At 63.8% G+C, this 21,921-nt stretch carries 23 protein-coding genes; 4 read left to right on the forward strand and 19 right to left on the reverse strand.

Annotated elements, in window-relative coordinates; genetic code table 11:
* Positions 1-35 precede the first annotated feature (35 nt).
* Positions 36-572: a hypothetical protein gene (locus ACYVB7_RS18405; RefSeq protein WP_460510167.1), complete on the reverse strand. Its 537-nt coding sequence runs from the start codon at positions 570-572 to the stop codon at positions 36-38.
* Positions 573-780: 208 nt separating this feature from the next.
* On the opposite strand from ACYVB7_RS18405, the gene ACYVB7_RS18410 reads away from it, so the two are divergent.
* On the forward strand, positions 781-3,177 hold the full coding sequence (locus ACYVB7_RS18410; RefSeq protein ID WP_460510169.1) for a methyl-accepting chemotaxis protein: 2,397 nt from the start codon (positions 781-783) through the stop codon (positions 3,175-3,177).
* Positions 3,178-3,235: 58 nt separating this feature from the next.
* On the opposite strand, the gene ACYVB7_RS18415 is transcribed toward ACYVB7_RS18410, so the two are convergent.
* The 4 genes from ACYVB7_RS18415 to ACYVB7_RS18430 are packed head-to-tail and all read right to left on the reverse strand — an operon-like array spanning position 3,236 to position 12,958.
* Positions 3,236-6,271, reverse strand: coding sequence for a bifunctional diguanylate cyclase/phosphodiesterase (locus ACYVB7_RS18415; protein WP_460510171.1), 3,036 nt, complete (start codon positions 6,269-6,271; stop codon positions 3,236-3,238).
* A 14-nt stretch (positions 6,272-6,285) separates the two neighbouring features.
* Positions 6,286-7,242, reverse strand: coding sequence for a diguanylate cyclase (locus ACYVB7_RS18420; protein WP_460510173.1), 957 nt, complete (start codon positions 7,240-7,242; stop codon positions 6,286-6,288).
* A 2-nt stretch (positions 7,243-7,244) separates the two neighbouring features.
* A complete protein-coding gene (locus ACYVB7_RS18425; RefSeq protein ID WP_460510219.1) occupies positions 7,245-12,506 on the reverse strand; it encodes a response regulator in 5,262 nt (1,753 codons plus the stop codon).
* A gap of 56 nt (positions 12,507-12,562) precedes the next feature.
* Complete coding sequence (locus ACYVB7_RS18430; RefSeq protein ID WP_460510175.1) at positions 12,563-12,958, reverse strand: response regulator; 396 nt, start codon at positions 12,956-12,958, stop codon at positions 12,563-12,565.
* Between the two features lie 262 nt (positions 12,959-13,220).
* Here ACYVB7_RS18430 and ACYVB7_RS18435 point away from each other — a divergent pair, with 262 nt between their 5' ends.
* Positions 13,221-13,718: a TlpA family protein disulfide reductase gene (locus ACYVB7_RS18435; protein ID WP_460510177.1), complete on the forward strand. Its 498-nt coding sequence runs from the start codon at positions 13,221-13,223 to the stop codon at positions 13,716-13,718.
* A 50-nt stretch (positions 13,719-13,768) separates the two neighbouring features.
* Here the strand turns inward: ACYVB7_RS18435 and ACYVB7_RS18440 are convergent, their stop codons facing one another.
* On the reverse strand, positions 13,769-14,218 hold the full coding sequence (locus ACYVB7_RS18440) for a c-type cytochrome (RefSeq protein WP_460510179.1): 450 nt from the start codon (positions 14,216-14,218) through the stop codon (positions 13,769-13,771).
* Positions 14,219-14,388: 170 nt separating this feature from the next.
* Between ACYVB7_RS18440 and ACYVB7_RS18445 the strand changes: the two genes are divergently transcribed.
* Positions 14,389-15,051, forward strand: a complete 663-nt coding sequence (locus tag ACYVB7_RS18445; RefSeq protein WP_460510181.1) for a cytochrome b/b6 domain-containing protein — start codon at positions 14,389-14,391, stop codon at positions 15,049-15,051.
* A gap of 38 nt (positions 15,052-15,089) precedes the next feature.
* Positions 15,090-15,590: a GNAT family N-acetyltransferase gene (locus ACYVB7_RS18450; RefSeq protein WP_460510183.1), complete on the forward strand. Its 501-nt coding sequence runs from the start codon at positions 15,090-15,092 to the stop codon at positions 15,588-15,590.
* A 10-nt stretch (positions 15,591-15,600) separates the two neighbouring features.
* On the opposite strand, the gene ACYVB7_RS18455 is transcribed toward ACYVB7_RS18450, so the two are convergent.
* From ACYVB7_RS18455 to ACYVB7_RS18515, 13 genes are all read right to left on the reverse strand, one after another.
* Entirely contained in the window at positions 15,601-16,113 is a 513-nt protein-coding gene (locus tag ACYVB7_RS18455) for a peroxiredoxin (RefSeq protein WP_460510185.1), read from the reverse strand.
* Positions 16,114-16,221: 108 nt separating this feature from the next.
* Positions 16,222-16,491 carry a 30S ribosomal protein S17 gene (gene rpsQ, locus ACYVB7_RS18460; RefSeq protein ID WP_460510187.1) on the reverse strand — a complete coding sequence of 90 codons (270 nt, stop codon included), beginning with the start codon at positions 16,489-16,491 and terminating at the stop codon, positions 16,222-16,224.
* Positions 16,492-16,500: 9 nt separating this feature from the next.
* Positions 16,501-16,695 carry a large ribosomal subunit protein uL29 gene (gene rpmC, locus ACYVB7_RS18465; protein ID WP_460510189.1) on the reverse strand — a complete coding sequence of 65 codons (195 nt, stop codon included), beginning with the start codon at positions 16,693-16,695 and terminating at the stop codon, positions 16,501-16,503.
* 14 nt (positions 16,696-16,709) lie between these two features.
* Positions 16,710-17,126: a large ribosomal subunit protein uL16 gene (rplP, locus tag ACYVB7_RS18470; protein ID WP_460510191.1), complete on the reverse strand. Its 417-nt coding sequence runs from the start codon at positions 17,124-17,126 to the stop codon at positions 16,710-16,712.
* 2 nt (positions 17,127-17,128) lie between these two features.
* Entirely contained in the window at positions 17,129-18,007 is an 879-nt protein-coding gene (rpsC, locus tag ACYVB7_RS18475; protein ID WP_460510193.1) for a small ribosomal subunit protein uS3, read from the reverse strand.
* Positions 18,008-18,021: 14 nt separating this feature from the next.
* Entirely contained in the window at positions 18,022-18,351 is a 330-nt protein-coding gene (rplV, locus tag ACYVB7_RS18480) for a large ribosomal subunit protein uL22 (protein ID WP_460510195.1), read from the reverse strand.
* Positions 18,352-18,361: 10 nt separating this feature from the next.
* On the reverse strand, positions 18,362-18,637 hold the full coding sequence (rpsS, locus tag ACYVB7_RS18485) for a 30S ribosomal protein S19 (protein WP_460510197.1): 276 nt from the start codon (positions 18,635-18,637) through the stop codon (positions 18,362-18,364).
* Positions 18,638-18,649: 12 nt separating this feature from the next.
* Positions 18,650-19,480, reverse strand: a complete 831-nt coding sequence (gene rplB, locus ACYVB7_RS18490) for a large ribosomal subunit protein uL2 (RefSeq protein WP_460510199.1) — start codon at positions 19,478-19,480, stop codon at positions 18,650-18,652.
* Between the two features lie 2 nt (positions 19,481-19,482).
* A complete protein-coding gene (gene rplW / locus ACYVB7_RS18495; protein WP_460510201.1) occupies positions 19,483-19,797 on the reverse strand; it encodes an uL23 family ribosomal protein in 315 nt (104 codons plus the stop codon).
* Entirely contained in the window at positions 19,794-20,414 is a 621-nt protein-coding gene (rplD, locus tag ACYVB7_RS18500) for a 50S ribosomal protein L4 (RefSeq protein ID WP_460510203.1), read from the reverse strand. The genes rplW and rplD overlap by 4 nt, the downstream gene beginning before the upstream one ends.
* On the reverse strand, positions 20,414-21,088 hold the full coding sequence (rplC, locus tag ACYVB7_RS18505) for a large ribosomal subunit protein uL3 (protein ID WP_460510205.1): 675 nt from the start codon (positions 21,086-21,088) through the stop codon (positions 20,414-20,416). The genes rplD and rplC overlap by 1 nt, the downstream gene beginning before the upstream one ends.
* A 185-nt stretch (positions 21,089-21,273) precedes the next feature.
* Positions 21,274-21,585: a small ribosomal subunit protein uS10 gene (gene rpsJ, locus ACYVB7_RS18510; RefSeq protein WP_460510207.1), complete on the reverse strand. Its 312-nt coding sequence runs from the start codon at positions 21,583-21,585 to the stop codon at positions 21,274-21,276.
* A 25-nt stretch (positions 21,586-21,610) separates the two neighbouring features.
* The coding region (locus tag ACYVB7_RS18515) for an EF-Tu C-terminal domain-related protein (protein ID WP_460509724.1) at positions 21,611-21,921 on the reverse strand (311 nt) is incomplete at its 5' end.

Here is a 21,921-nt window from a genome sequence, read left to right on the forward strand (position 1 = left end):
TATCGGCCACCCCGGTGGCCCGAATGAACGAAACATCAGCGCACGGCATCGGGCTGCACCCCCTCCCACAGGGTTTGGGCCACGTCGGGCGCCACCGGGCCGTACACCACCAGCTGCAGCAGCTCCGCGCCGTGCACCACCTGCAGGGCCTGGGCCGCCACGGGCTGGCCATTCGGACGTGTTCCCACCGCCTGCCAGCCCGCCCACGCGGTGGCCGGTGTGACAGGCCGCACGCCCGGCGTCCAAGGCCGCGCCGCGTCAGGGGCGGCGCGCAAACTGGCCAGCGACGCCTGCTGCCAGGCCTGCCGCGCCACATCGGGCGACAAGCCTGGGGGCAGTGGCGCCGACGCCAGGGCAAAGGTCAAGTCCCCCACATCACAACTGAGCATGGACAGTTGGACCGCCTGCCCCGCCAGGGTCACGGAACGCACCGCCCGATCGGGCTTGCAGGGCAACAAGACCGCCACCGACGACCCCTCCGCCCGGACCTGACGCCAGTTGAACGTGGGTGAACACCCCCACAACACCAGGGCACACCCCCAGCCCCACCGGCGCACACGGTGCCACGTCATCACCCTCTCCTGTCACGGTTGAAAGGCTGCCATTTCACCACCGCGCAAGGCCTCCATCGGGAGTGATACCCCCAGTGGTTGCGCGGGTGAGCCATCCTGGGGAAAACACCGACGGGAAAACCCCTTCGCACCCTTTGCACATCAGTCAAAACCACCAATGCATGCATAAACTGCCCCATATTCGCCCATTGATTGTTCACGAGGCCCCATGAGCGCACCCCCTTCCCCTTCGGCTCCCCGCCGCACAGGCATTCCCATGCTGATGCGCCCTGGCGTTTCTGCAATGCGTCGGCTTCGCATGGGCACCAAACTCAGTGCCATGGCCTTGATGGCCGTGATTCCGCTGGTGTTGGCCCTGGTGCTGCTGTCCAAGGTGCTGGTGGAGGGGCGTCAGGCCACGCAGAAAGAAACCCAGGGGCTGGCCGTGCTGGACACGGCGCTGGACGTGGTGTTGAACACCCAGACGCACCGCGGGCTCAGTCACCGCCTGCTGTCGGGTGACAGCAGCGCCAAGGCCCCGCTGGATGCCACACGGAGCAAGCTCAATGCCGCCATGGCGCACATGGACCAGACCGTGGCGGCGTACCCACAGTTGGATCTGAAACAACGGTGGGCGGAAGAAAAGAACCTGCTGACCACGCTGATGCAGGACGTGGACAGCAGCCAGGCCGCCAAGGCCTGGAGCCGACACAGTGAGGCCATTCAGCGCATGCACGAGCTGGTGGTGTATGCCGGTGAAACCTCGGGCCTGCTGCTGGACCCGGAAGCCAGCGCCTACTTCCTGATGGACATCCTGGTCGAACGCAGCATCCCGTGGGTGGAACTGTTGGGTCAGCTGCGTGGCACCGGCGCCGGGCTGATGGCGCGCAAGCAGGCCACGCCCCAGGAGGTCAGTCAGGTGTTGGGGCTCGGTGTCCAGGTCCGCCAGATGACCCACACGCTGGAAGGCAAGCTGGCCGCAATGAAACGCCAGGGCGATGCTGAACCAGCCTCCTGGAAACCCGCGCTGGACCAATCGCTGGGGTTTGTCGCCGATGCCGAACAGGCCTTTGCCTCGGGGGCGCCCGAGGGCGACCCGGCCCCCTACTTCCAGCGCGGCACCGGTGCCATCGACAAGGCCGTGGTCTTCATTCACGACGTGCAGGCCCAGCTGAGCCAGCAGTTGCAAGCGCGGTTGCAGTCCCAAACCCGGCAACTCATCCTCTCGGTCACCGTGTCACTGGCCGGGCTGGTGCTGCTGGTTTACGGCATGTTGTGCTTCCGCTCGGCCACGCTGAGCAGCCTCAATGCATTGCGTCGCGCCATGGACGAAGCCGCCCAGGGGGACCTGGCCTCCATGGTGAAGGTGGAAGGCCGTGACGAGTTGACCGACATCGGGCACTCGTTCGAAACCATGTTGAGCAAGCTGTCCGACCTGGTGGCAGAGGTGCGCAGCGCCGCGGCCCTGGTGGGCGACGTGGGCACGGCATTGGTCAACGACGGCACCTTGCTGGCCGACCGCACCCAGGCCCAGGCCTCCAGCCTGGAGGAAACCACCTCCAACGTCCGTTCGGTGGGCGACATGGTGCAGCAGAACGCCGTGGTGGCCAAGGACGTCAGCGGCATGACGCTCAGCCTGCGCCAGCGCACGGGCGAAGCCAGCAACCTGATGGGGCAGACCGTCAAGAGCATGGACACGCTCAAGACCACCTCCACCAAGATGACCGAGATCATCGGCACCATCGACAGCATTGCCTTCCAGACCAACATCCTGGCGCTCAACGCCGCGGTGGAGGCGGCTCGGGCGGGGGAACAGGGGCGCGGCTTTGCCGTGGTGGCCTCGGAAGTGCGCAACCTGGCCCAACGCACACAGCAGGCGGCCTCCGAAGTGCGCAAGCTCATTGCCGAGTCGGCGGGCCGGGTCAACACCTCGGTGACGGAAATCGCCTCGGTCAACCAACTCATGGACGCCCTGGTGTCCAACATCAACGACGTGACCCAGGGCATGCAGGGCATTGCCGACGCCAGCGCCACCCAGAGCCAATCGCTGGGCGAGGTGGTGGTGGCCGTGGGCGACCTGGACTCGGTCACCGCCGAGAACTCGGCGTTGGTGGAACGCACCCAGCACCGCTCGCACCGCCTCATCGAGCGGGCCACACAACTGGCGCATGCGGTGGAACACATCCACCTGCGCCAAGGCACCGCCGACGAGGCCAAGAAACTCACCCTGAAGGCAGCGGAACACCTCCGCCGCGTGGGGTTTGACCGGGCGTTCAAGGACTTCCACACCAAGCCCGGGCCGTTCATCGACCGCGACCTGTATGTGTTTGTGTTCGACCGCGAGGGCTACTACCGCGTGATGGGCATGGACGAAAAGAAGGTGGGCACCCACCTGAGCGCCGCCCCGGGCCTGGATGCGCAGCAGCTCATCACCGACGCCTGGAAACGCGCAGACTCAGGGGGCGGCTGGGTGGAATACAACATCATCAACCTGGTGACGGGCGAGGTGAAGGGCAAGGCGTCGTATGTGCTGCCGCTGGACGACAACCGCCTGATCGGCTGCGGGGCCTACCGCAGCGCCGTCAAAACCCTGGCGGAGTTGAACCGAATCAACGTTGGCCAGTGACAGTAAATTCAAAAACAATAGCTGCTCACGCTTTCATACAAAGCGCTAGAGGCCATTTTTATACATAACTTTCTCGCAGCGCGTAGGCCAGGAAATCGTCGGCGTTGAGGGGTTTGCTGAACAGGTAGCCCTGGTAGCGGGTGCAGCCCAGGTCGTGCAGGTAGGCGCGTTGGGCCGTGGTCTCCACCCCTTCGGCCATCACCTCCAGGCCCAGGGTCTGCCCCAGGGCCACCACGGTGCGGGCAATGGCCGCGTCGTGGGCGCTGGTGAGCACGTCGCGCACGAAGGACTGGTCGATCTTCAGCTGGTCCAACGGCAGGCGCTTGAGGTAGGTGAGCGACGAGTACCCGGTGCCGAAGTCGTCCAGGGAGAACAGCACGCCCAGCAGGCGGATCTCGTTCATCTTGGCGATGATGTCTTCCACGTCGTGGACCATCAGGCTCTCGGTCAGCTCCAGCTTGAGCACACCCGGGGGCAGTTGCGTCAGGCTGAGGGCCCGCTGCACGTCGGCCACCACCGTGCGGCTGCGGAACTGGTGGGCGCTGACGTTGACGGCCAGGGTGAAGCCCGGGTGCCGTTGGGCCAGCGGGTGGTGGGTCAGCCACTCGCTGAGTTGTCGACAGGCGGTGTTGAGCACCCATTGGCCCAGCACCTCCATCTGCCCGACCTGCTCGGCCAAGGGGATGAACACCGCAGGTGACACCATGCCCCGCACCGGGTGGCGCCAGCGCAGCAGGGCTTCGGCCCCCACCAGCGCACCGCTGGCATCGTGCTGGGGCTGGTACTGCAGGAAGAGTTGATCGCCCAGCAAGGCGGCGCGCAGGTCTTCGGCCAAACGCAACCGATCGGCCAGCTCGGCCTGGATGCTCGGGTCGTAGAAGCGCAGCGTGTTGCGCCCGGCGGCCTTGGCCTGGTACATGGCCACGTCGGCGCGTTTGAGCACGTCGTCGACCGACAGGCCGTCGTTGGAGAACAGGGCCACGCCAATGCTGGGCGTACTGGTGTGCTGGCCTCCACCCAAGGGGTAGGGACGGCTGAGGGTGGACACCAGGGTGAGTCCCAGGTCCTCCACCGCGCGGGTGGGGTCCATCGGGCCTTGTCCGTCCGGGGCGGCAACTTCCAGCCGGTCGAGCAGCAGCACGAACTCGTCGCCCCCCAACCGCGCCACGGTGTCGTGCTCGCGCACACAGCTCAGCAAACGCAAGGCCACCATGCGCAACAGGGCGTCGCCCTTGTCGTGCCCCAGGGTGTCGTTGAGGTCCTTGAAGTGGTCCAGGTCGATGAACATCAGCGCCCCGTGTTGGCCGTCCGCCGCACGCTCGGCCAAGGCCTGGCTCAGGCGGTCCAGCAGCAAGCGCCGGTTGGGCAGACCGGTCAGGGGGTCGTAGTAGGCCAGGCTGCGGATGTCGGCCTCGGCCTTCTTGCGGGCACTGATGTCCTGGACGGTGCCCACCAGGCGCGTGGGGCGGCCCTGGTCGTCGAACTCCAGCCGCCCCATGAGGTGGACCCAGATCATGCGTCCGTCCACTGGGCGGCACAGGGGGTACTCCACGTTGAAGCCGGTGCGGGCCGCCACGGCGGCCTGGTAGGCGTCGCGCAGGCTGTCGCGGTAGGCCGGGTCCACCAGGCTGTTCCAGCCCTCGGTGGTGCGGTCGAAATCCGCGCCAATGCCCAGGATGTCGTCCAGCAGCGTGGAGCTGGTCCACCGGCCCGAACGAACGTCGGTGAAGAAGTAGCCCAGGCGGGCCACCTCCTGCGCCTCGGTCAGCAAATGGCTGCTCTGGAGCAGGGCGTCCTCGGTCTGCTTTTCGGTGGTCCAGTCGGCCAGGTAACCGTGCCAGACCACCGCTCCGTCGTCCTGCCGCTGCGGCTGCGCCCGGGTCCAGAACCAGCGCACGCTGCCATCGGGCATGTGCATGCGGAAGTCGGTCTCGAAGGTGTTCATGTCCACCAACGCGTGCTTCAGGGCGCTTTGCAGGGAGGTTCCATCCTCCTGCACCAGGCGTTCCCACCACGACGCGTCGGAGCGGGACAGCGCCTCCTGGCTCAGCCCCACCAGGGCTTCAATGCCCGGGCTCAGGTATTGGAAGCGGGCACGGCCATCGGGCTGCACCCGGTATTGGTACAACACGCCGGGCACATGGTCCGTGAGGTTCTGCAACAGGCTGCGGGTGAGTTGCAGGCGCTGCCCCAGCAGGTAGGCCAAACCCGACATGGCCCCGCTGAACACCAGCGCCCAGGCGATTTTCAGGCGCAGGGTGGACGAGCTGCTCCACCCCCCGGTGGGCACCAGCCGCAAGCGCCATTTCAGGTCGTACAGGCTGGTGTCCATTTCCACCGGGTCGTCCATGGCGCCCTTCAGCGCCTGGGAAGCCGCCAGCGCCTCCCGTGTGTCCTGGGGGGACACCGGATCGGCCCAACTCACCAGCTCGTAGTCATACCCCTGTTCTTCCACCTGATCGAGGCGGCTGGATGAAAGCAACCCCTCCAGGTCGATGGCCATGCGCACCAGGCCCCACCAGTCGCCAGGGAATGGCGGGGGAGCAGAGCCGCCCACCGCCGCCTCGGACGCCCCCAGGTAGATGGGCTGGTAGACCCACACCACCCAGTTGCCATCGGCCCCGCGTTCGGGCTCGGACACGATGCGCCGCCCCTCCTGGAACGCCCGCACGGCGTCGGGGTGCTTGTGCGGCCCCTCCAACACGCTGCGCCCCATGTCGCGGGGAATGTCTTCGGCAGGGGCCGAGTGGGCCAGCACGCCGTCGGGCAACAGCCCCACCGACATCACGTCGGGAGCCCGGTGCAGCAGTTTGCCCACCTGGGTTTCGAAGCCCGCCACCTCTCCCTGCCCTTGCTGCAGCAGCACCACCACCAGGTCCAGCACCCGCAGGTCGGCATCCAGGGCCTGGCGCAGGTTGAAGGCGGCCCCTGCCGCGGCACGGGTGGTGGTGGCGCGAAGCACGCTGCGGTGTTGCTGTTCGCTGTCCACCATCCAGAACAGCGAGGCGACGGCCGACGCCAGCAACACCAGCAGGGCCAGGGTGCGTGGTCGCCACGACCGGACGATGTGGAGCCAGTGCTTCATGACGCGCATGCCATCACCTCGGCTCAGGCCACGGACGCTGACGCCGTGGGCAGGCGTGCGCCACACACCCGCGCCCGCCCGGCGCGTTTGGCCAGGTACAGCTGGGCGTCGGCCAGGGCCAGCAGGTCGCTGGCACGGCTGTCCACCCCCGCGCCCTCCCGGGTGGCCACGCCCAGGCTGACGGTGACCACGGTCGCCGCCTCGGAAAAGTGGTGCGGGATGGCCAGGTTCTTGACCGCCGTCAGCATCCGGTGGGCCATGGCCAGGCCGTCGTCGAACGCGGTGTCGGGCAGCAGGCAGACGAACTCTTCCCCCCCGTAGCGGGCCACCAAGTCGGCGGGCCGACGCAACTCGGACTGAAGCACCGAGGCCATCTGGCGCAGGCAATCGTCACCCGCCTGATGGCCATAGTGGTCATTGAAGCGCTTGAAGGCGTCCACATCCAGCAAGACCAGGGTCAACGCGGCCCCATGGCGCTGCGCCCGCCCCCACTCGACCGCCAGGCGTTCGTCAAACTGGCGGCGGTTGGACACGCCGGTCAACCCATCGAGAAAGGCCAGGTTGCGCAAAAGATCGGATTGGAATTTCAAGGTCAGGTGGGTCTTGACCCGTGCGCGGACCACGCTGGGGTTGATGGGTTTGGAGATGAAGTCCACCGCCCCCGCACTGAGGCACTGGGTCTCGATGTCGTCTCCGCCGTGCGCGGTGACAAAAATGACGGGAATGTCGGCCAGCTCGGGTTCCGACCGCAAGCGATGCAGCACCTCGAAGCCGTCCATGCCGGGCATGACCACGTCCAGCAACACCAGGTCCGGGCGCTGCTCGCGGGCCACCTTCAGGGCCTGCTCGCCCTGGGTGGCCGCAAACATCTGGTGTTCGCCCGACAGGGTGCGGTGCAGCACCTGCAGGTGCAACGGCTGGTCGTCCACCACCAGCAACTTGCTGGGGTGGGCCAAAGGATCGAGGGGAAAGGAAGTCACGGTCACCGAACGTCAGTGGGCGGCATGAGGGCCCGGGCGGCCACCAGGGCTTGCTCGAAATCCATCTGTTCCATGGCCTGATGCAACGCCTGCCAACGCGGATCGCTGGCAACGGCTGCATCTTGCAGCATTTCATCGTGCAACTCCAGTGCCTCCATGTCGGACACCGCCAACAAGTCCGCCAACTGTTGCAAGCGTGGCAACCAGTGTTGCAAGACGGCTTGAGGATCGGCCTCGGGTGAGGCCTGCGCAGCAGACGCAGGCATCCCCAGATCCGCCTGCACCTGTTGCAACACCTCGGCGGTTCGGGCCATTTCGGCCAGCAGCCCGTCGCGCCAGTCCTGCGCAAGGGGGGCATCCGGGTCGGACGCGGCAGCCTTCACCGTCTGCTCGGCCGCCGCAGCCGCCTGCGCCAAGGCCTGCGCCCCCACCGTGCTGGCCATGCCTTTGAGGGTGTGCAGCACCCCGGTGACACCCTGGACATGGCCCTGGGCCAAGGCGTCGGCCACGCGGGCGGGCTGCAACCGGAGGTCTTGGCAGAAGTTGCCCACGATGCGCAGGTAAAACGCCACGTCTCCGCCCAGGCGCTGCAAGGCCCCGGCCACATCGACAAGGGCGGGGTCCACCCGGATCAAGGGTGGCACAAAAACACTGGGGTGATTTTGGACTTCAGCGCTTTCAGTGATTGGTGTTTCAGCTATCCATTCAGGAGTGATCAACCCCTCCCCTGCGGAAGCAGTGGCAGGACGCACCGCGTCTCCCGCCCAGCGCAGCAAGGTGTCCACCAGGTGCTGGAGGTCGAACGGCTTGCCCACGTGGTCGTTCATGCCGGCCATCAGGCAGGCTTCGCGGTCACTGGCCATGGCATTGGCCGTCATGGCCACGATGGGCATGCGCAGGTGCAGCCGTTGGCGAATGGCGTGGGTGGCCTGGATGCCGTCGAGCACCGGCATCTGCATGTCCATCAGCACCAGGTCAAACGCCTCGGGTGCGTCACGCAAACGGTCCACCGCCTCCTGCCCGTTGTGGGCGATGTCAACCACCGCGCCTTCCCTGGACAACAACTCCTGCGCCACCTGCTGGTTGATGAGGTTGTCCTCCACCAGCAGCAGGCGCATGCCCGACAGGTGTTGGCAGCTGGTGCGCTGGACCGCAGCCTGGGGGGCGGTGCCCCGGGCCAGGGCCATGGCGTCGGCCACGCTGTCGTACAGCATGGAGCCGGTGACGGGCTTGACCAGGAAACCGTCGAGCACGGACTGCTGATGGTCCGGGGCCGCGTGCAAGATGTCGCGCCCGCTGGCGGTGACCATCACAAGCAGCGGCTGCACCGGTCGTCCCGCCAGGCGCTTGCGCAGTTGGGCCGCCAGGGTGAGGCCGTCCATGCCCGGCATGTCCCAATCGAGGAAGATCACGTCGAACGGCTCGCCCCCGTCGGTCAGGCTGGCGTCCACCGCGGTCAGCGCCGCGTCGGCCCCCCCCACCACCGTCGCCCCCCAGCCCACGCCGTCGAGGATGCCCTGCATGATGTGTTGCGCGGCCGGGTTGTCGTCCACCACCAGGGCCCGCAGGTCATGCAGGGCGCTGCGGTCTTGCGGCGTAAATTCGGTGGGCACCGTGGCAGGCACACGCAGGGGCAGCGCAAACGAGAACGTGCTGCCCTGGCCCAGGGTGCTTTGCAGACCCAGCTCACCGCCCATCAGGTTCACCAGCCGCTGGCTGATGGCCAGGCCCAAGCCCGTGCCGCCGTATTTGCGGGTGGTGGAGGTTTCCGCCTGGGTGAAGCCGCTGAAGATCTTGGACTGGGCCTCCGGGGCGATGCCGATGCCGCTGTCGCGCACCTCAAACAGCAACACCACTTCGCCGCCGCCGTCTTCGCGCACCACCTGGCTTTGCACCGACACCTTGAGCAGCACCTCACCGTGCGCCGTGAACTTGATGGCGTTGCCCCCCAGGTTGATGAGCACCTGTTGCAAGCGCAAGGCATCCCCCACCAGAACCCGGGGCACCCGCGGGTCGATGTCGAACAGCAACTCCAGCTGCTTGCCCTTGAGGTTGCTGGCGTAGATGGTGGCCAGGTCGCGGATGAGTTTGTCGAAGGCAAACGGCTCGGGGTCCAGTTCCAGCTTGCCCGCCTCAACCTTGGAAAAGTCCAGGATGTCGTTGAGGATGCCCAGCAGGCTGCGCGCCGCGCTTTCGCTTTTTTCGGCGTAGTCCTTCTGGCGCGCCGACAGCGAGGTGGTCTGGAGCAGGTGCAGCATGCCCAGGATGGCGTTCATGGGCGTGCGGATTTCGTGGCTCATGTTGGCCACAAACTGGCTCTTGGCCTGGCTGGCCGCTTCCGCTTGCTCTTGCGCCCGGATTTGTTCGGTGACGTCGGTGCGCAGGCTGACCGTCATTCCCGAGGGCAGGCGCCGCTCCACCACGCGCATGGACCGCCCGGACGTGGTGCGCGTGACCAAGGTCCCCTGTCCGCTGCGGAACGTCGCCAGCCGCATGGCCTTCCAGTGGGGCAGATCCTCTGGCGGACAACTCACCCCATTCACGTCCAGGTTGGCCTGGATGAACTCGGCAAAGGTCATGCCCTCGTGCATCAGGTGCCGCGCCAGCTCGTGCATGGCGTAGAAGATTTCGTTGGCCCACACCAACCGTTCTTCGGTGTCGAACAGTGCCAACGCCACCCCCACGGCGTCCAGCGACTGCACCAGCAGTTGCTCCTTTTCCTGGGCCGATGCCCGGGCTCGCTCCAGTTCGGTGATGTCGATGCGGAACCCCACCCGAAAGCCATCCGGCGTCAACCGTTCCACGATGCGCAACACGGTGCCCGAGGTCAATTGCTGCACCACGTCCTCGGACGCACGAAGGTGGGAGGCCATGCGCTCGGCCACCCAGTCGTCCACCCGCCCCACGGCCGCCGCGTATTCGCCACGCTCTGCGCCGTGCCGGATGATGTGTTCAAACGTGTTGCCCGGCACCATGGCGGGGGCGGCTTTGGGGTACAGCTGCTTGTAGCGGTCGTTGCAGTAGACGAGCCGGTCCTGGTCGTCGTAGAGCACAAAACCCTCACCCAAGGCGTCGATGGCGCCGCGCAGGGTGCGTGCTTTCTCAGCGGCTGCCTCCTTGGCCACCATGAGGTCGGTGACGTCTGCGCGGGTGCCGGTCATGAACAAGGCCCGCCCGTCCTCGGCGCGCCGCAACACCCGCCCGCGGTCCTGCACCCAAATCACCCGCCCGTCTTTGTGAAGGGCTCGCAAGGTGAGGTCGTGGTAGTCCGTCTCCCCCTTCCAGTGGCGCTGCAAGGCCCGCTGCGCCATGGCATGGTCGTCCGGGTGGGTGACCCGCGCCACGATGGCCCAGGCGTCGCGGCCCAGCTCATCAGGCGTGTACCCCAGCAGCTCGGCCCAGCGGGCGTTGTAGCTGGCTTGACCGGTCTCTAGGTTCCATTCCCAGACGCCCACCCGCGTGGCTTCGATGATGCTTTGCAGGCGCTCCCGCTCCTGGGCCAGCTCCACCTCGCGCTGCTTGCGTTCGTGAATGTCTTGGAACGTGCCGTACACCCGCAGGCTCCGCCCTTGGTCCAGCTCCACCACGCCAATGGTCCGAACCCATTTGCGCTCCCCGCCCAGGGAAACCACCTGCATTTCCTCGTCCCAGCCCACGCCTTCGGACAAGGCTCGTGCCATCAAGGCGCGTGCGCGTTCCCTGACTTCACCTTCCGGGAACAGCTGCAAGGCCGTCTGGCGGTTCAGGTTGAAATCCGCCGAAACCCCAAAAATCTCCCGCGTGGTGGCCGACCCGGTGAGGCTGTCCTGTGCCACATCCAGTTCCCAGGTGCCGATGCGGGCCGCGTGGTTGGACAGCTCCAAGGCTCTTTGTGCTTTCAACAGGGCCTGCTCGGTCAGCTTGCGGGCGGTGATGTCCACCTCGATCGAGATGAACCCGCTCAACGCCCCCCCGGCGCTGCGCAGCGGCATCAACTCGATGTCCAACCAGTGCGTCTGGCCCTGGGTGTCCACAATGGTCAACTCTTCACGGGTCGGTTCGCCTCGCTCTTCGGCGGCCGTCAGGCGATCCACCCCGTCGTTGGGTGAGCGTGGGGTGTGGACCGCCTGGGACGGGGTCAAACCGCGCACGTCCTCCAACGTCTTGCCGGTGATGCGCGTGTACGCGGCATTGACCCAGTTGATGCGCCCTTGGGCATCGCGGATCAACACGGCATTGGTGGTCTTTTTCGCCACCAGCGACAAACGCTCCAGGTCTTCAGACAGGCTGGCCACCTCCCGCTCCGCCTGGCTTCGACTGCGCGCCAGCACAAACACCCCCCAGGCCAGTGCCACGCTGGTGACCAGGCCTGCAGCGCCCAGCAGCATGATCAAGCGGCGGTCCAGCTGGGCTTCAAACGTGCGCGTGCTGTGGGCATGCAACTCGAAAGACCGGTTGCCCAGAAAGAACTGTTCGCGCCGCTCCAGCAGGTGCGCCTGTCCTTCCGGCAAATCAACCTCGGTGGTCCGGTCGTACAGCGTGAGCCCCAAACCGGACCCGTCGGCCGCAGGTGCCAACGGATCGGACAGGGTGAAGTCGATGCTGATGTTGACCCCCATCAGGGCGGCATCCACCACGCCCTTGACGGTGAACACCGTCACCACAAAACCGGAAATCAGACGGAATCGGTCGTCCATCAAGTTGGGCACTTGCCCCGACGCGTACACCGGCATGAAGTACCCAAAAATGGGGGCGCCGTTTGGGTCCATCGCCGCCTTCAGCGGCGCCGTGAGCACGGCCGTCCCCGACCGTATCGCCCGCTCCATGGCCCCCTTGCGTTCTTGGCTGGTGGAGAGCTCCAGCCCGATCAACGCCCGCTTGGCCACCGGCTCGATGTAGTCCACCACCTGATGATCCAAGGTGAGGGGTTGTGCGGGAGGCACCATGTAGCGGAAGTGGTAGTGCGCGTTCTCCTCGCGCCGTTGGGCCAGAAAACTCGCCAAGTCCGCCGCGGGCACGGTGCGCACAAACGCAAACATGTCCACGGCCGGGTAGCGAACCGGCAGATCCAGAGACGCCACAAACTGGGTGAACTCTTCCCGGTTGATCTGCTGGCTGGCGGCAAAAGCACCCCGGGCCGCCGTCAACAGCGTGTGTTGCTGGTCCAGCTGCGTCTGCAGAGCCAGCTTCAATCGCTCCACTTCCCGGTCAAACTGCCCTTCGGCCTTGGCGTTCAGCGTTTGCCGAACCACCTTGACCGACACCCCCGTGCCCACCAGCCCCACGAGCAAGGTGAGGGTGGCGAGCCAAGCGGGAAACCAAGACTTGTACCGCCCCATGCTCAGCCCAACACACGCTGCAGCTCGGTCTCCAGCGCGCCACGCTCCAAGGGCTTGGGCACATAGCCGTCAGCCCCTTGCGCCATCAGCCGTGTGCGGTCAGAGGGGAGGTCGAAGGCCGTCACCATGATGACGGGCGTCTTGCGTTGGCCGCGCGCTTCCCTGCGGCGCAGCTCGGTCAATGCACCAATGCCGTCCAGGTTGGGCATGGTCACGTCGAACAGGCACACGTCAAAGGCCTGCGCTTCCAGGGCTTTCAGCGCCTTTTCGCCGTCGGTGACCAACACGCCGCTGTGGCCCATGTCCCGCAGCACCCGGGTTGCCACCCGCAGGTTGACCGGGTTGTCGTCTGCCACCAGCACGCGCAAAGGCCTTGAAGACCGAGGTTCGTTGTTCATCGTTCGACCTGAAAGTCCCTGACGGTTGTCTCCATGTTGCTCTGAACGGCAGCTGGGCATGGCCCCCTGTCTGCGAGGTGGGTCCTTTGCCGCTCACCACTATAGCGGGGTGCCACGGCACCGCCTGTCCTGTGGCGCTCACGAACACTGAACTTTGTCCCTCGTCGTCGGTCACATTTGCCATGAAACACCGTGCGGCCTGGCAACGCCGGGTACAGTGTCCATGTTGCAGCCCCCTTTCCGCCCTTGAGGTCACGCGTCCATGAATGTCCTGCGTCGTTTGCTTGTTCTGAATGCCTGTGCGCTGACCGTGGTGTTGGGATCAGGGTGCACGGGTGCGGAGTCAGCGCCAGAGGCCACCTTCACGCTGCTGGATGGCAGCCAGTCCAGCACACAAGCGCTCAAAGGCAAGGTGACCCTGGTCAATTTCTGGGCCACCACCTGCACAAGCTGTGTGCAAGAGATGCCCGAGCTGGTGTCCACCTACCAGAAGTTCAAAGACCGGGGCTTTGAAACGGTGGCCGTGGCCATGGCCTACGACCCGCCAGCTTATGTGGTCAACTTTGCGCAAACCCGACAGTTGCCGTTCAAGGTGGCCATTGACAACACCGGGGCGGTGGCCAAGGCCTGGGGCGAGATCCGGCTGACCCCCACCACATTCATCGTGAACAAGCAGGGACAGATCGTCAAACGGTATGTGGGTCCGCCGGACTTCGAGGCGCTGCACCATCTGCTGGACAAGCTCCTGGCAGAAACCTAACAAAAACCCGTCCATCGCTTTCAGATGAACGGGTTTTTGCTATGGAATTGTCACTCGCGGAACGCGTCGTGGCAGGCCTTGCAGGTCTTGGCCGTTTCGCCAAACGCGGCCTTCAACGCATCCAGGTTGCCCGCCTTGGCTGCGGTGTTCAGCTTGGCCACTTCCGCCACCATTTTTTCGGCCCCTTGGTCGAACTTGGCCTTGTCCATCCACACTTCGGGCTTGGCCTTGGATTTCACGCCTTCGGTACTGGGCGTGAAACCGGCCCACGGCAATTTGCTCATGAACTCCACCACGGCGGCGTTTTCCTGCGCCAGTTTGGCGTCATACGGCGCCTTGCCGCTGGCCATGGCCCCCAGGCGACCAAAGTGGCTGGCCATCACTGAAAACGCGCTCTGGCGGTACTTCACCGCGTCTTCGGGCTTTTGAAACTGCGCCATCGCGGGAACAGCGGCACATGCCAGCGCGGTGAGCAATACGATTCGCGAACGGATCTTCATGCAAGCTCCTTGATCAAAGGGGGTTGTCAGGCAACAGCGCCTGTGCACGGAAGTGTAGTGAGGCAAACGAATTCCTGCCGCGCCGCGTTGTGTGACCTCCGTCACCAAGACAGTGTCCGGCACCTTGGCACACAATCCACGCTGTACCAACCACCGCTGGAGATGTGCACATGGCAACGGTCAAAGTATGGGACTTGCCCACCCGACTCTTTCATTGGGCGTTGGTGATCGCGGTTGTTGGCTTGGTCATCACCGGCAACGTCGGCGGCAATGCCATGACTTGGCACATGCGACTGGGGTATGCCGTGCTTGGGCTGCTGCTGTTCCGGCTGGCGTGGGGCCTGGTCGGCGGACATTGGTCGAGGTTTGTGGTGTTTGTGCCCTCTCCCGCCCGGCTTTGGGCCTATCTGCGGGGCCATGGCACGGAGTCCGTCGGGCACAACCCGTTGGGAGCACTGTCCGTGTTGGCGATGATGGTTGTGCTGTCCGCTCAGGTCGGCACCGGGTTGATCAGCGACGATGAAATCGCCTTCACCGGTCCATTGGTGTCCCTGGTGTCGGGTGACGCCATTTCGGCAGCCACCCGGTATCACAAGGGACTGGGCAAGTTGTTTCTGCTCAGCCTGGTGGCACTGCACGTTGCCGCCATCGTGTACCACCAGCGGTTCAAGAAGAAGCCGCTTGTCCAGGGCATGCTGTCAGGCGACTGGCCCGTGCCCCCCCAGCAGGTTCCCGTGGACGCTGCTGACGGTCCGATGCAGCGACTGGTCGCGCTGGGAGTCGCCCTTCTCTGTGCTGGTGCCGTTGCCTGGGTGGTGTCTTTGGGCGGTTGACGAACCGAATGAACGCGCGGTTTGGCTATAGTCGCCCCATGTTTGACGGCCCCTCAACGCCCCTCATCCTGGTGACCGACGCGGTCTGGCCCTCTGACCATGAACGGGCGGTCCAGCTCATCCAGACCTACGTGGCCAACGTTCAGCAGCCCGAGTGTTTTCCCGGCCTGAACGTGGAGTTGGCCGACTTGGCCCATGCCTACCCTTCACCCTCTGGTGGGTTTCACATGGCATGGGTGGATGGCGTGGCCGCAGGTTGTTGCGCGTTCAGAGCGCTCCACGACGCCGACCATGCCAACGCCTGCGAAATGAAGCGTCTGTTCGTGGCGCCTGCCTACCGGCGGCTGGGCCTGGGGCACAGGCTCGTCGAGGCCGTGATGGACGCGGCCCGGGTCGCCGGCTACGGCGTGATGCTGCTGGACACCCTGACCGAGATGGAAGCCGCACGAACCCTGTACGAAGACATGGGTTTCGTCCCCATTCCGCCGTACACCCAGAGCCCCATTCCGGGCGCCCACCACCTGATGGCCGAGCTCTGAGGGCTTTTGCTCAGCTCAGTTGCTTGGCCTGTGCCAGCAGCGTGTCGGCATCGCTGACCTCAAACTGGCCAGGACCATCAATGTTGAGGGTCTTCACCACCCCGTCTTTCACCAGCATGGAATAGCGGTTGCTGCGCAACCCCATGCCGCGCGCCGTCAAGTCCAGGGTCAGGCCCGTGGCCTTGGCAAATTCAGCCGAGCCGTCGCCCAGCATGCGCACCTTGCCTTGGGTGCCTTGGTCTTTGGCCCATGCGCCCATCACAAACGCGTCGTTGACGCTGACGCACCAGATCTCATCCACGCCTGCGGCCTTGAAAGCATCCGCGTGCGCCACATAGCCGGGCACATGCTTGGCGGAGCAGGTGGGCGTGTAAGCACCAGGGAGCGCAAACAACGCAATGGTCTTGCCTTGCGTGGCCTGCGTCACGTCCACCGGCATGGGACCGATGGAACAGCCTTCACCCTCCACTTCGTTGTACTCCATCAGGGTGGTTGCTGGCAGGGAATCGCCGATCTTGATCATGGGGGTCCTCAGGGTAAAACCCGTTCACACCAATGCGAACGGGCATAAAAAAAGCGACCGAATTGTCGGTCGCTTTTCGTGGGCGTGTGCCCCGAGGCCGGAACAGGCTTACACCGCGGCGGCCTTTTGAACCAAGCGGGTGGCCACCCAGTTTTTGGTCTTGGACAGCGGACGGCTTTCGGTGATTTCCACCACATCGCCGTTTTTGTATTCACCAGCTTCATCGTGAGCCTGGTACTTGGACGACTTGATCACGATCTTGTCGTACAGCTCGTGCTTCACACGACGCTCGACCAGGACCGTCACGGTCTTGGCGCGTTTGTCGCTGACCACCTTGCCGATCAAGGTGCGCTTGAGGGAGGGTTTGGCTTCCGTCATGGTCACTCCTTAGGCGGCACGGGTTTTCTCGGCCAAGATGGTCTTGGCGCGAGCGATGGCACGGCGCGTCTGACGCAGCGTGTTGGTGTTGGCCAGTTGTTGGGTGGCCTTTTGCATGCGCAGGTTGAAGTGGGCCTTTTGCAAGGACTTCACTTCGTTTTCCAGGCCGGCAACGTCTTTTTGGCGCAGTTCAGCAGCTTTCATGTGGATTCTCCTGATCACTGACCCAATTGACGGGCAACGAACGTGGTGCGCAGGGGCAGCTTGGCGGCAGCAAGGGCAAACGCCTCACGGGCCAGTTGCTCGGGCACACCGACGATTTCGTACAACACCTTGCCGGGTTGGATTTCGGCCACGTAGTACTCCACGTTGCCTTTACCGTTACCCATACGCACTTCAGCGGGCTTGTTGGAAATCGGCTTGTCGGGGAAGACACGAATCCAGATGCGGCCACCACGCTTGACGTGACGGGAAATCGCACGACGAGCAGACTCGATCTGGCGAGCGGTCAGACGGCCACGGTCCGTGGACTTCAGACCGAAATCACCGAAGGCCACGGTCGCACCGCGGGTGGCAACACCCGTGTTACGGCCCTTCTGCTCCTTGCGGTACTTGCGGCGGGAAGGTTGCAGCATGTTTATTCTCCTTTACCGTCCGCGGCTGCGGCGGGCGCGGCTTTGCGTACGCGCTTAACGGCGGCATTTGCATTGGCACCAGCCTCTGCAGGTTTGTCACTGCCGTCAGCCGGAGCGGCATTGCCACCGGCGGGACGACGGGCACCGCGTGCGGGACGGTCGCTGCCCGGACGGGCACCGTCACGACGAGGACCGCGAGGACGGCGCTCTTCTTCAGGACGCGGCGTGCTGTCCAGAGAAACAGCATCGGCACGGCCCAACGTGTCACCCTTGTAGACCCACACCTTGACGCCGATCACACCATAGGTGGTCTTGGCTTCGGAGGTGCCGTAGTCGATGTCGGCGCGCAGGGTGTGCAGGGGCACACGGCCTTCGCGATACCACTCGGTGCGAGCGATTTCGATGCCGTTCAGACGACCGGCGGACATGATCTTGATGCCCTGGGCGCCCATGCGCATGGCGTTCTGCATCGCGCGCTTCATGGCGCGGCGGAACATGATGCGCTTTTCCAGCTGTTGGGTGATGCTGTCAGCGATCAGCTTGGCATCGATTTCAGGCTTGCGCACTTCTTCGATGTTGACGGCGACGGGCACGCCCAGCTTGGCGCTGAGGTCTTTCTTCAGCTTCTCGATGTCCTCACCCTTCTTGCCGATCACGACGCCAGGACGTGCCGAGAAGATGGTGATGCGGGCGTTCTTGGCAGGACGCTCGATCAGGACGCGAGACACCGAAGCGTTCTTCAGCTTGGCTTTCAGGTACTCACGGACCTTGATGTCTTCGGCCAGCATGCCGGCGAAGTCACGGTTGCTGGCGTACCAGCGGCTGGTCCAATTGCGAGAGACGGCCAGACGGAAGCCGGTGGGGTTGATTTTTTGTCCCATGGTGCTCTAGCCTCTCAATTGCCAACCGTCACATAAATGTGACAAGTGGGTTTGCTGATGCGGTTGCCACGGCCTTTGGCGCGTGCGGTGAACCGCTTCAGGGTGGTGCCTTGCTCGACGTAGATGGTTTTCACCTTCAGTTCGTCGATGTCAGCGCCATCGTTGTGCTCGGCATTGGCGATGGCCGATTCCAGGGCCTTCTTCACAATGCCAGCGGCCTTTTTCTGGGTGAAGGTCAGGATGTTGAGGGCCTGATCGACTTTTTTGCCGCGGATCAGGTCGGCCACCAAGCGGCCTTTGTCAACAGACAGACGAACACCGCGAACAACAGAACGAGTTTCCATGTGCGTGTCCTTACTTCTTGGCCTTCTTGTCGGCCGGGTGACCCTTGAAGGTGCGGGTCAGCGCAAATTCACCCAGCTTGTGGCCGACCATCTGGTCGGTGATGTACACCGGCACGTGTTGCTTGCCGTTGTGCACAGCAATGGTCAGACCAATGAACTCGGGCAGGATCATGGAGCGGCGAGACCAAGTCTTCACCGGCTTCTTGTCTTTGGTGGCAACAGCCTTTTCGACTTTGGCCATCAGGTGATGGTCAACGAACGGGCCTTTTTTGAGTGAACGAGTCATACCGTTACCCCTTTACTTCTTGCTCTTGCGACGCGAAACAATCATGTTCTGCGTGCGGCGGTTGTTGCGGGTACGGTAACCCTTCGTCAGGTTGCCCCATGGATCCACAGGAGCCATGCCTTCACCGGTACGACCTTCACCACCACCGTGCGGGTGGTCGATCGGGTTCATGGCGGTACCGCGAACGGTCGGGCGGATACCCATCCAGCGCTTCACACCGGCCTTGCCCAGCTGACGCAGGTTGTGCTCGGTGTTGGACACTTCACCAATGGTGGCGCGGCAATCCACGTGGATCTTGCGCACTTCGCCGGAACGCATGCGAACCTGGGCGTAGATGCCTTCGCGGGCCATCAGCACAGCGGAAGCACCGGCGGAACGGGCGATTTGAGCACCCTTGCCGATTTGCAACTCGATGCAGTGGATGGTGGAACCCACGGGGATGTTGCGGATGGGCAGCGTGTTGCCCACACGGATGGGGGACTCAGAGCCGCTCATCAGCGTGGCACCGACTTCAATGCCACGGGGGGCAATGATGTAGCGACGTTCGCCATCGGCGTAGCACAGCAGCGCAATGTGGGCGGTGCGGTTGGGGTCGTACTCAACGCGCTCGACCTTGGCCGGAATGCCGTCCTTGTTGCGACGGAAGTCCACCACGCGGTAGTGGTGCTTGTGACCACCGCCCTTGTGGCGCACGGTGATGTGACCGTTGTTGTTACGGCCAGCGTTTTGCTTTTGCGGCTCCAGCAGAGCAGCAAAAGCTTCACCCTTGTACAGGTGGTCGCGGGTCACCTTCACCACAGCACGGCGGCCGGGGGAGGTGGGTTTCAACTTAACAACTGCCATGATTAAACAGCCTCCCCACCGAGGTTGAGCTCTTGACCGGGCATCAAGGTCACGAAGGCCTTGCGCACGTGGTCACGGCGACCGATGGTCTTGCCAAAACGCTTGGTTTTGCCTTTTTGGTTCAGCACGGAAACGCCCTTGACCTGAACCTTGAACAGCAGCTCCACAGCGGCCTTGATTTCGGGCTTGGTGGCATCGCGCAGCACTTTGAACACCACGGCGTTGCTCTTTTCAGCCACCATGGTGGCCTTTTCAGACACCACGGGAGCGACCAGAACCTGCATCAGACGGCCTTCGTCGAATTGAGGGGTGCTCATGCGTACATCTCCTTGAGCTTGTCGATGGCGCCCTTGGTGACGATCACTTTCTTGTAGTGAACCAAAGAAACCGGATCGGCATAACGCGGCTCAACCACCAGCACGTTGGGCAGGTTGCGAGAAGCCAGGTACAGGTTTTCATCAACCTCTTCAGCGATGACCAGCACCGACTTGAGGTTCATGGCCTTGAATTTCTCAGCCAGCGGCTTGGTCTTGGGAGAGTCCAGTTTGATGGACTCGACCACGGCCAGACGGCCTTCACGGACCAGCTGCGACAGGATGGAAGCCATGCCAGCGCGGAACATCTTCTTGTTCAGCTTCTGGGTGAAGTTTTCATCAGGGCTGTTCGGGAAGGTCCGACCGCCTCCGCGCCACAGCGGGGAAGACGTCATACCAGCACGGGCATTGCCGGTGCCTTTTTGACGGAACGGCTTCTTGGTGGAGTGCTTGACCATTTCGCGGTCTTTTTGAGCACGGGTGCCTTGACGGGCATTGGCTTGGTAAGCCACCACCAGCTGATGAATCAGCGATTCGTTGTAGTCACGACCGAAAACGGTATCCGGCACATCCACATTGGACGCAGCCTGACCCTGGTCGTTCAGGAGTTCAACTTGCATCAGTTAGCTCCTTTGTCGGTTTTGGCTTTGACGGCGGGACGGACGGTCACAAAACCACCGTTGGAACCGGGAACGGAACCCTTGATCAGCAGCAGCTGGCGGGCTTCGTCCACGCGGACCACGTCGAGGTTCTGGGTGGTGACGGTTTCGTCGCCCAGGTGGCCCGACATCTTCTTGCCAGGGAACACACGACCCGGATCTTGCGCCATGGAGATCGAACCCGGCACGTTGTGCGAACGGCTGTTACCGTGAGACGCACGTTGCGAGCTGAAGTTGTGACGCTTGATGGTGCCTGCAAAGCCTTTACCGATGGAGGTGCCTTGCACGTCCACTTTTTGACCTGCGGCGAACACGGCAGCCACAGGCACCACCGCACCAGCGGGGTACTGTGCAGCCACGTCGGCGGTCACACGGAATTCTTTGAGGATTTCACCGGCTTCAACACCGGCCTTGGCCAGGTGACCAGCTTCAGGCTTGGTGACGCGGCTGGCGCGGCGCTTGCCGTAAGCGACCTGAACGGCGTCGTAGCCGTCGTTGGCTTGGGTTTTGACTTGAGCCACGCGGTTGTTGGACACATCCACCACCGTGACGGGCACTGCATCCCCGTCATCGGTGAACAGACGCATCATGCCCACCTTGCGACCCAACAACCCGAGGGAGTTGCTAAGACTCATTGTTTTCTCCGTTCCCGACTTCAATTGGCCGGGGCTGATACTGACATTGCACGCAGCACAAACGCGCTGCGCAAAAACAGAGCGCAGCAGGTCACCCTGCTGCATCTGACTTTGACCCCAAGAAAGGGAACCGCAGATTCTACTGGCTCCAGTGATGGAGCGCAAGCATCATCCGCGGATCACGCTCACTGGAGCTTGATTTCGACGTCCACGCCAGCCGGCAGATCCAACTTCATCAGGGCGTCCACCGTCTTGTCGGTGGGGTCCACGATGTCCATCAGACGCTGGTGGGTGCGGATTTCGAACTGGTCACGGCTGGTCTTGTTGACGTGCGGCGAGCGCAGGATGTCGAAGCGCTTCATGCGGGTCGGCAGGGGCACGGGGCCCTTGACGATCGCGCCGGTGCGCTTGGCGGTGTCAACGATCTCAGCGGCGGACGTGTCGATCAGCTTGTAATCGAACGCCTTCAGGCGAATGCGGATTTTTTGCTTTTGCATGACGATTCCTTAACAGCCGTGGGAATCAGGCAAAAATCTTGGCCACAACGCCAGCGCCGACGGTACGGCCACCTTCACGGATGGCGAAACGCAGACCTTCTTCCATGGCGATGGGGGCGATCAGCTTGACGGTGATCGACACGTTATCGCCAGGCATCACCATTTCCTTGCCTTCGGGCAGTTCGATGGAGCCGGTCACGTCCGTGGTACGGAAGTAGAACTGAGGACGGTAGTTGTTGAAGAACGGGGTGTGACGGCCGCCTTCGTCCTTGCTCAGCACATACACCTCACCGGTGAAGTGGGTGTGGGGCTTGATGGAGCCGGGCTTGCACAGCA

This window comes from Hydrogenophaga soli (assembly GCF_054777695.1).

Coding starts and splice junctions, on each gene's coding strand:
- ACYVB7_RS18430 (WP_460510175.1), bottom strand. CDS start 12,958: ATGAACAACGAACCTCGGTCTTCAAGGCCTTTGCGCGTGCTGGTGGCA.
- rpsJ (WP_460510207.1), bottom strand. CDS start 21,585: ATGCAAAAGCAAAAAATCCGCATTCGCCTGAAGGCGTTCGATTACAAG.
- rplB (WP_460510199.1), bottom strand. CDS start 19,480: ATGGCAGTTGTTAAGTTGAAACCCACCTCCCCCGGCCGCCGTGCTGTG.
- rpmC (WP_460510189.1), bottom strand. CDS start 16,695: ATGAAAGCTGCTGAACTGCGCCAAAAAGACGTTGCCGGCCTGGAAAAC.
- rpsC (WP_460510193.1), bottom strand. CDS start 18,007: ATGGGACAAAAAATCAACCCCACCGGCTTCCGTCTGGCCGTCTCTCGC.
- rplP (WP_460510191.1), bottom strand. CDS start 17,126: ATGCTGCAACCTTCCCGCCGCAAGTACCGCAAGGAGCAGAAGGGCCGT.
- rplC (WP_460510205.1), bottom strand. CDS start 21,088: ATGAGTCTTAGCAACTCCCTCGGGTTGTTGGGTCGCAAGGTGGGCATG.
- rpsS (WP_460510197.1), bottom strand. CDS start 18,637: ATGACTCGTTCACTCAAAAAAGGCCCGTTCGTTGACCATCACCTGATG.
- ACYVB7_RS18450 (WP_460510183.1), top strand. CDS start 15,090: ATGTTTGACGGCCCCTCAACGCCCCTCATCCTGGTGACCGACGCGGTC.
- ACYVB7_RS18410 (WP_460510169.1), top strand. CDS start 781: ATGAGCGCACCCCCTTCCCCTTCGGCTCCCCGCCGCACAGGCATTCCC.
- ACYVB7_RS18435 (WP_460510177.1), top strand. CDS start 13,221: ATGAATGTCCTGCGTCGTTTGCTTGTTCTGAATGCCTGTGCGCTGACC.
- ACYVB7_RS18455 (WP_460510185.1), bottom strand. CDS start 16,113: ATGATCAAGATCGGCGATTCCCTGCCAGCAACCACCCTGATGGAGTAC.
- ACYVB7_RS18440 (WP_460510179.1), bottom strand. CDS start 14,218: ATGAAGATCCGTTCGCGAATCGTATTGCTCACCGCGCTGGCATGTGCC.
- rpsQ (WP_460510187.1), bottom strand. CDS start 16,491: ATGACGGAAGCCAAACCCTCCCTCAAGCGCACCTTGATCGGCAAGGTG.
- ACYVB7_RS18415 (WP_460510171.1), bottom strand. CDS start 6,271: ATGCGCGTCATGAAGCACTGGCTCCACATCGTCCGGTCGTGGCGACCA.
- ACYVB7_RS18445 (WP_460510181.1), top strand. CDS start 14,389: ATGGCAACGGTCAAAGTATGGGACTTGCCCACCCGACTCTTTCATTGG.
- ACYVB7_RS18405 (WP_460510167.1), bottom strand. CDS start 572: ATGACGTGGCACCGTGTGCGCCGGTGGGGCTGGGGGTGTGCCCTGGTG.
- rplV (WP_460510195.1), bottom strand. CDS start 18,351: ATGGAAACTCGTTCTGTTGTTCGCGGTGTTCGTCTGTCTGTTGACAAA.
- rplD (WP_460510203.1), bottom strand. CDS start 20,414: ATGCAAGTTGAACTCCTGAACGACCAGGGTCAGGCTGCGTCCAATGTG.
- rplW (WP_460510201.1), bottom strand. CDS start 19,797: ATGAGCACCCCTCAATTCGACGAAGGCCGTCTGATGCAGGTTCTGGTC.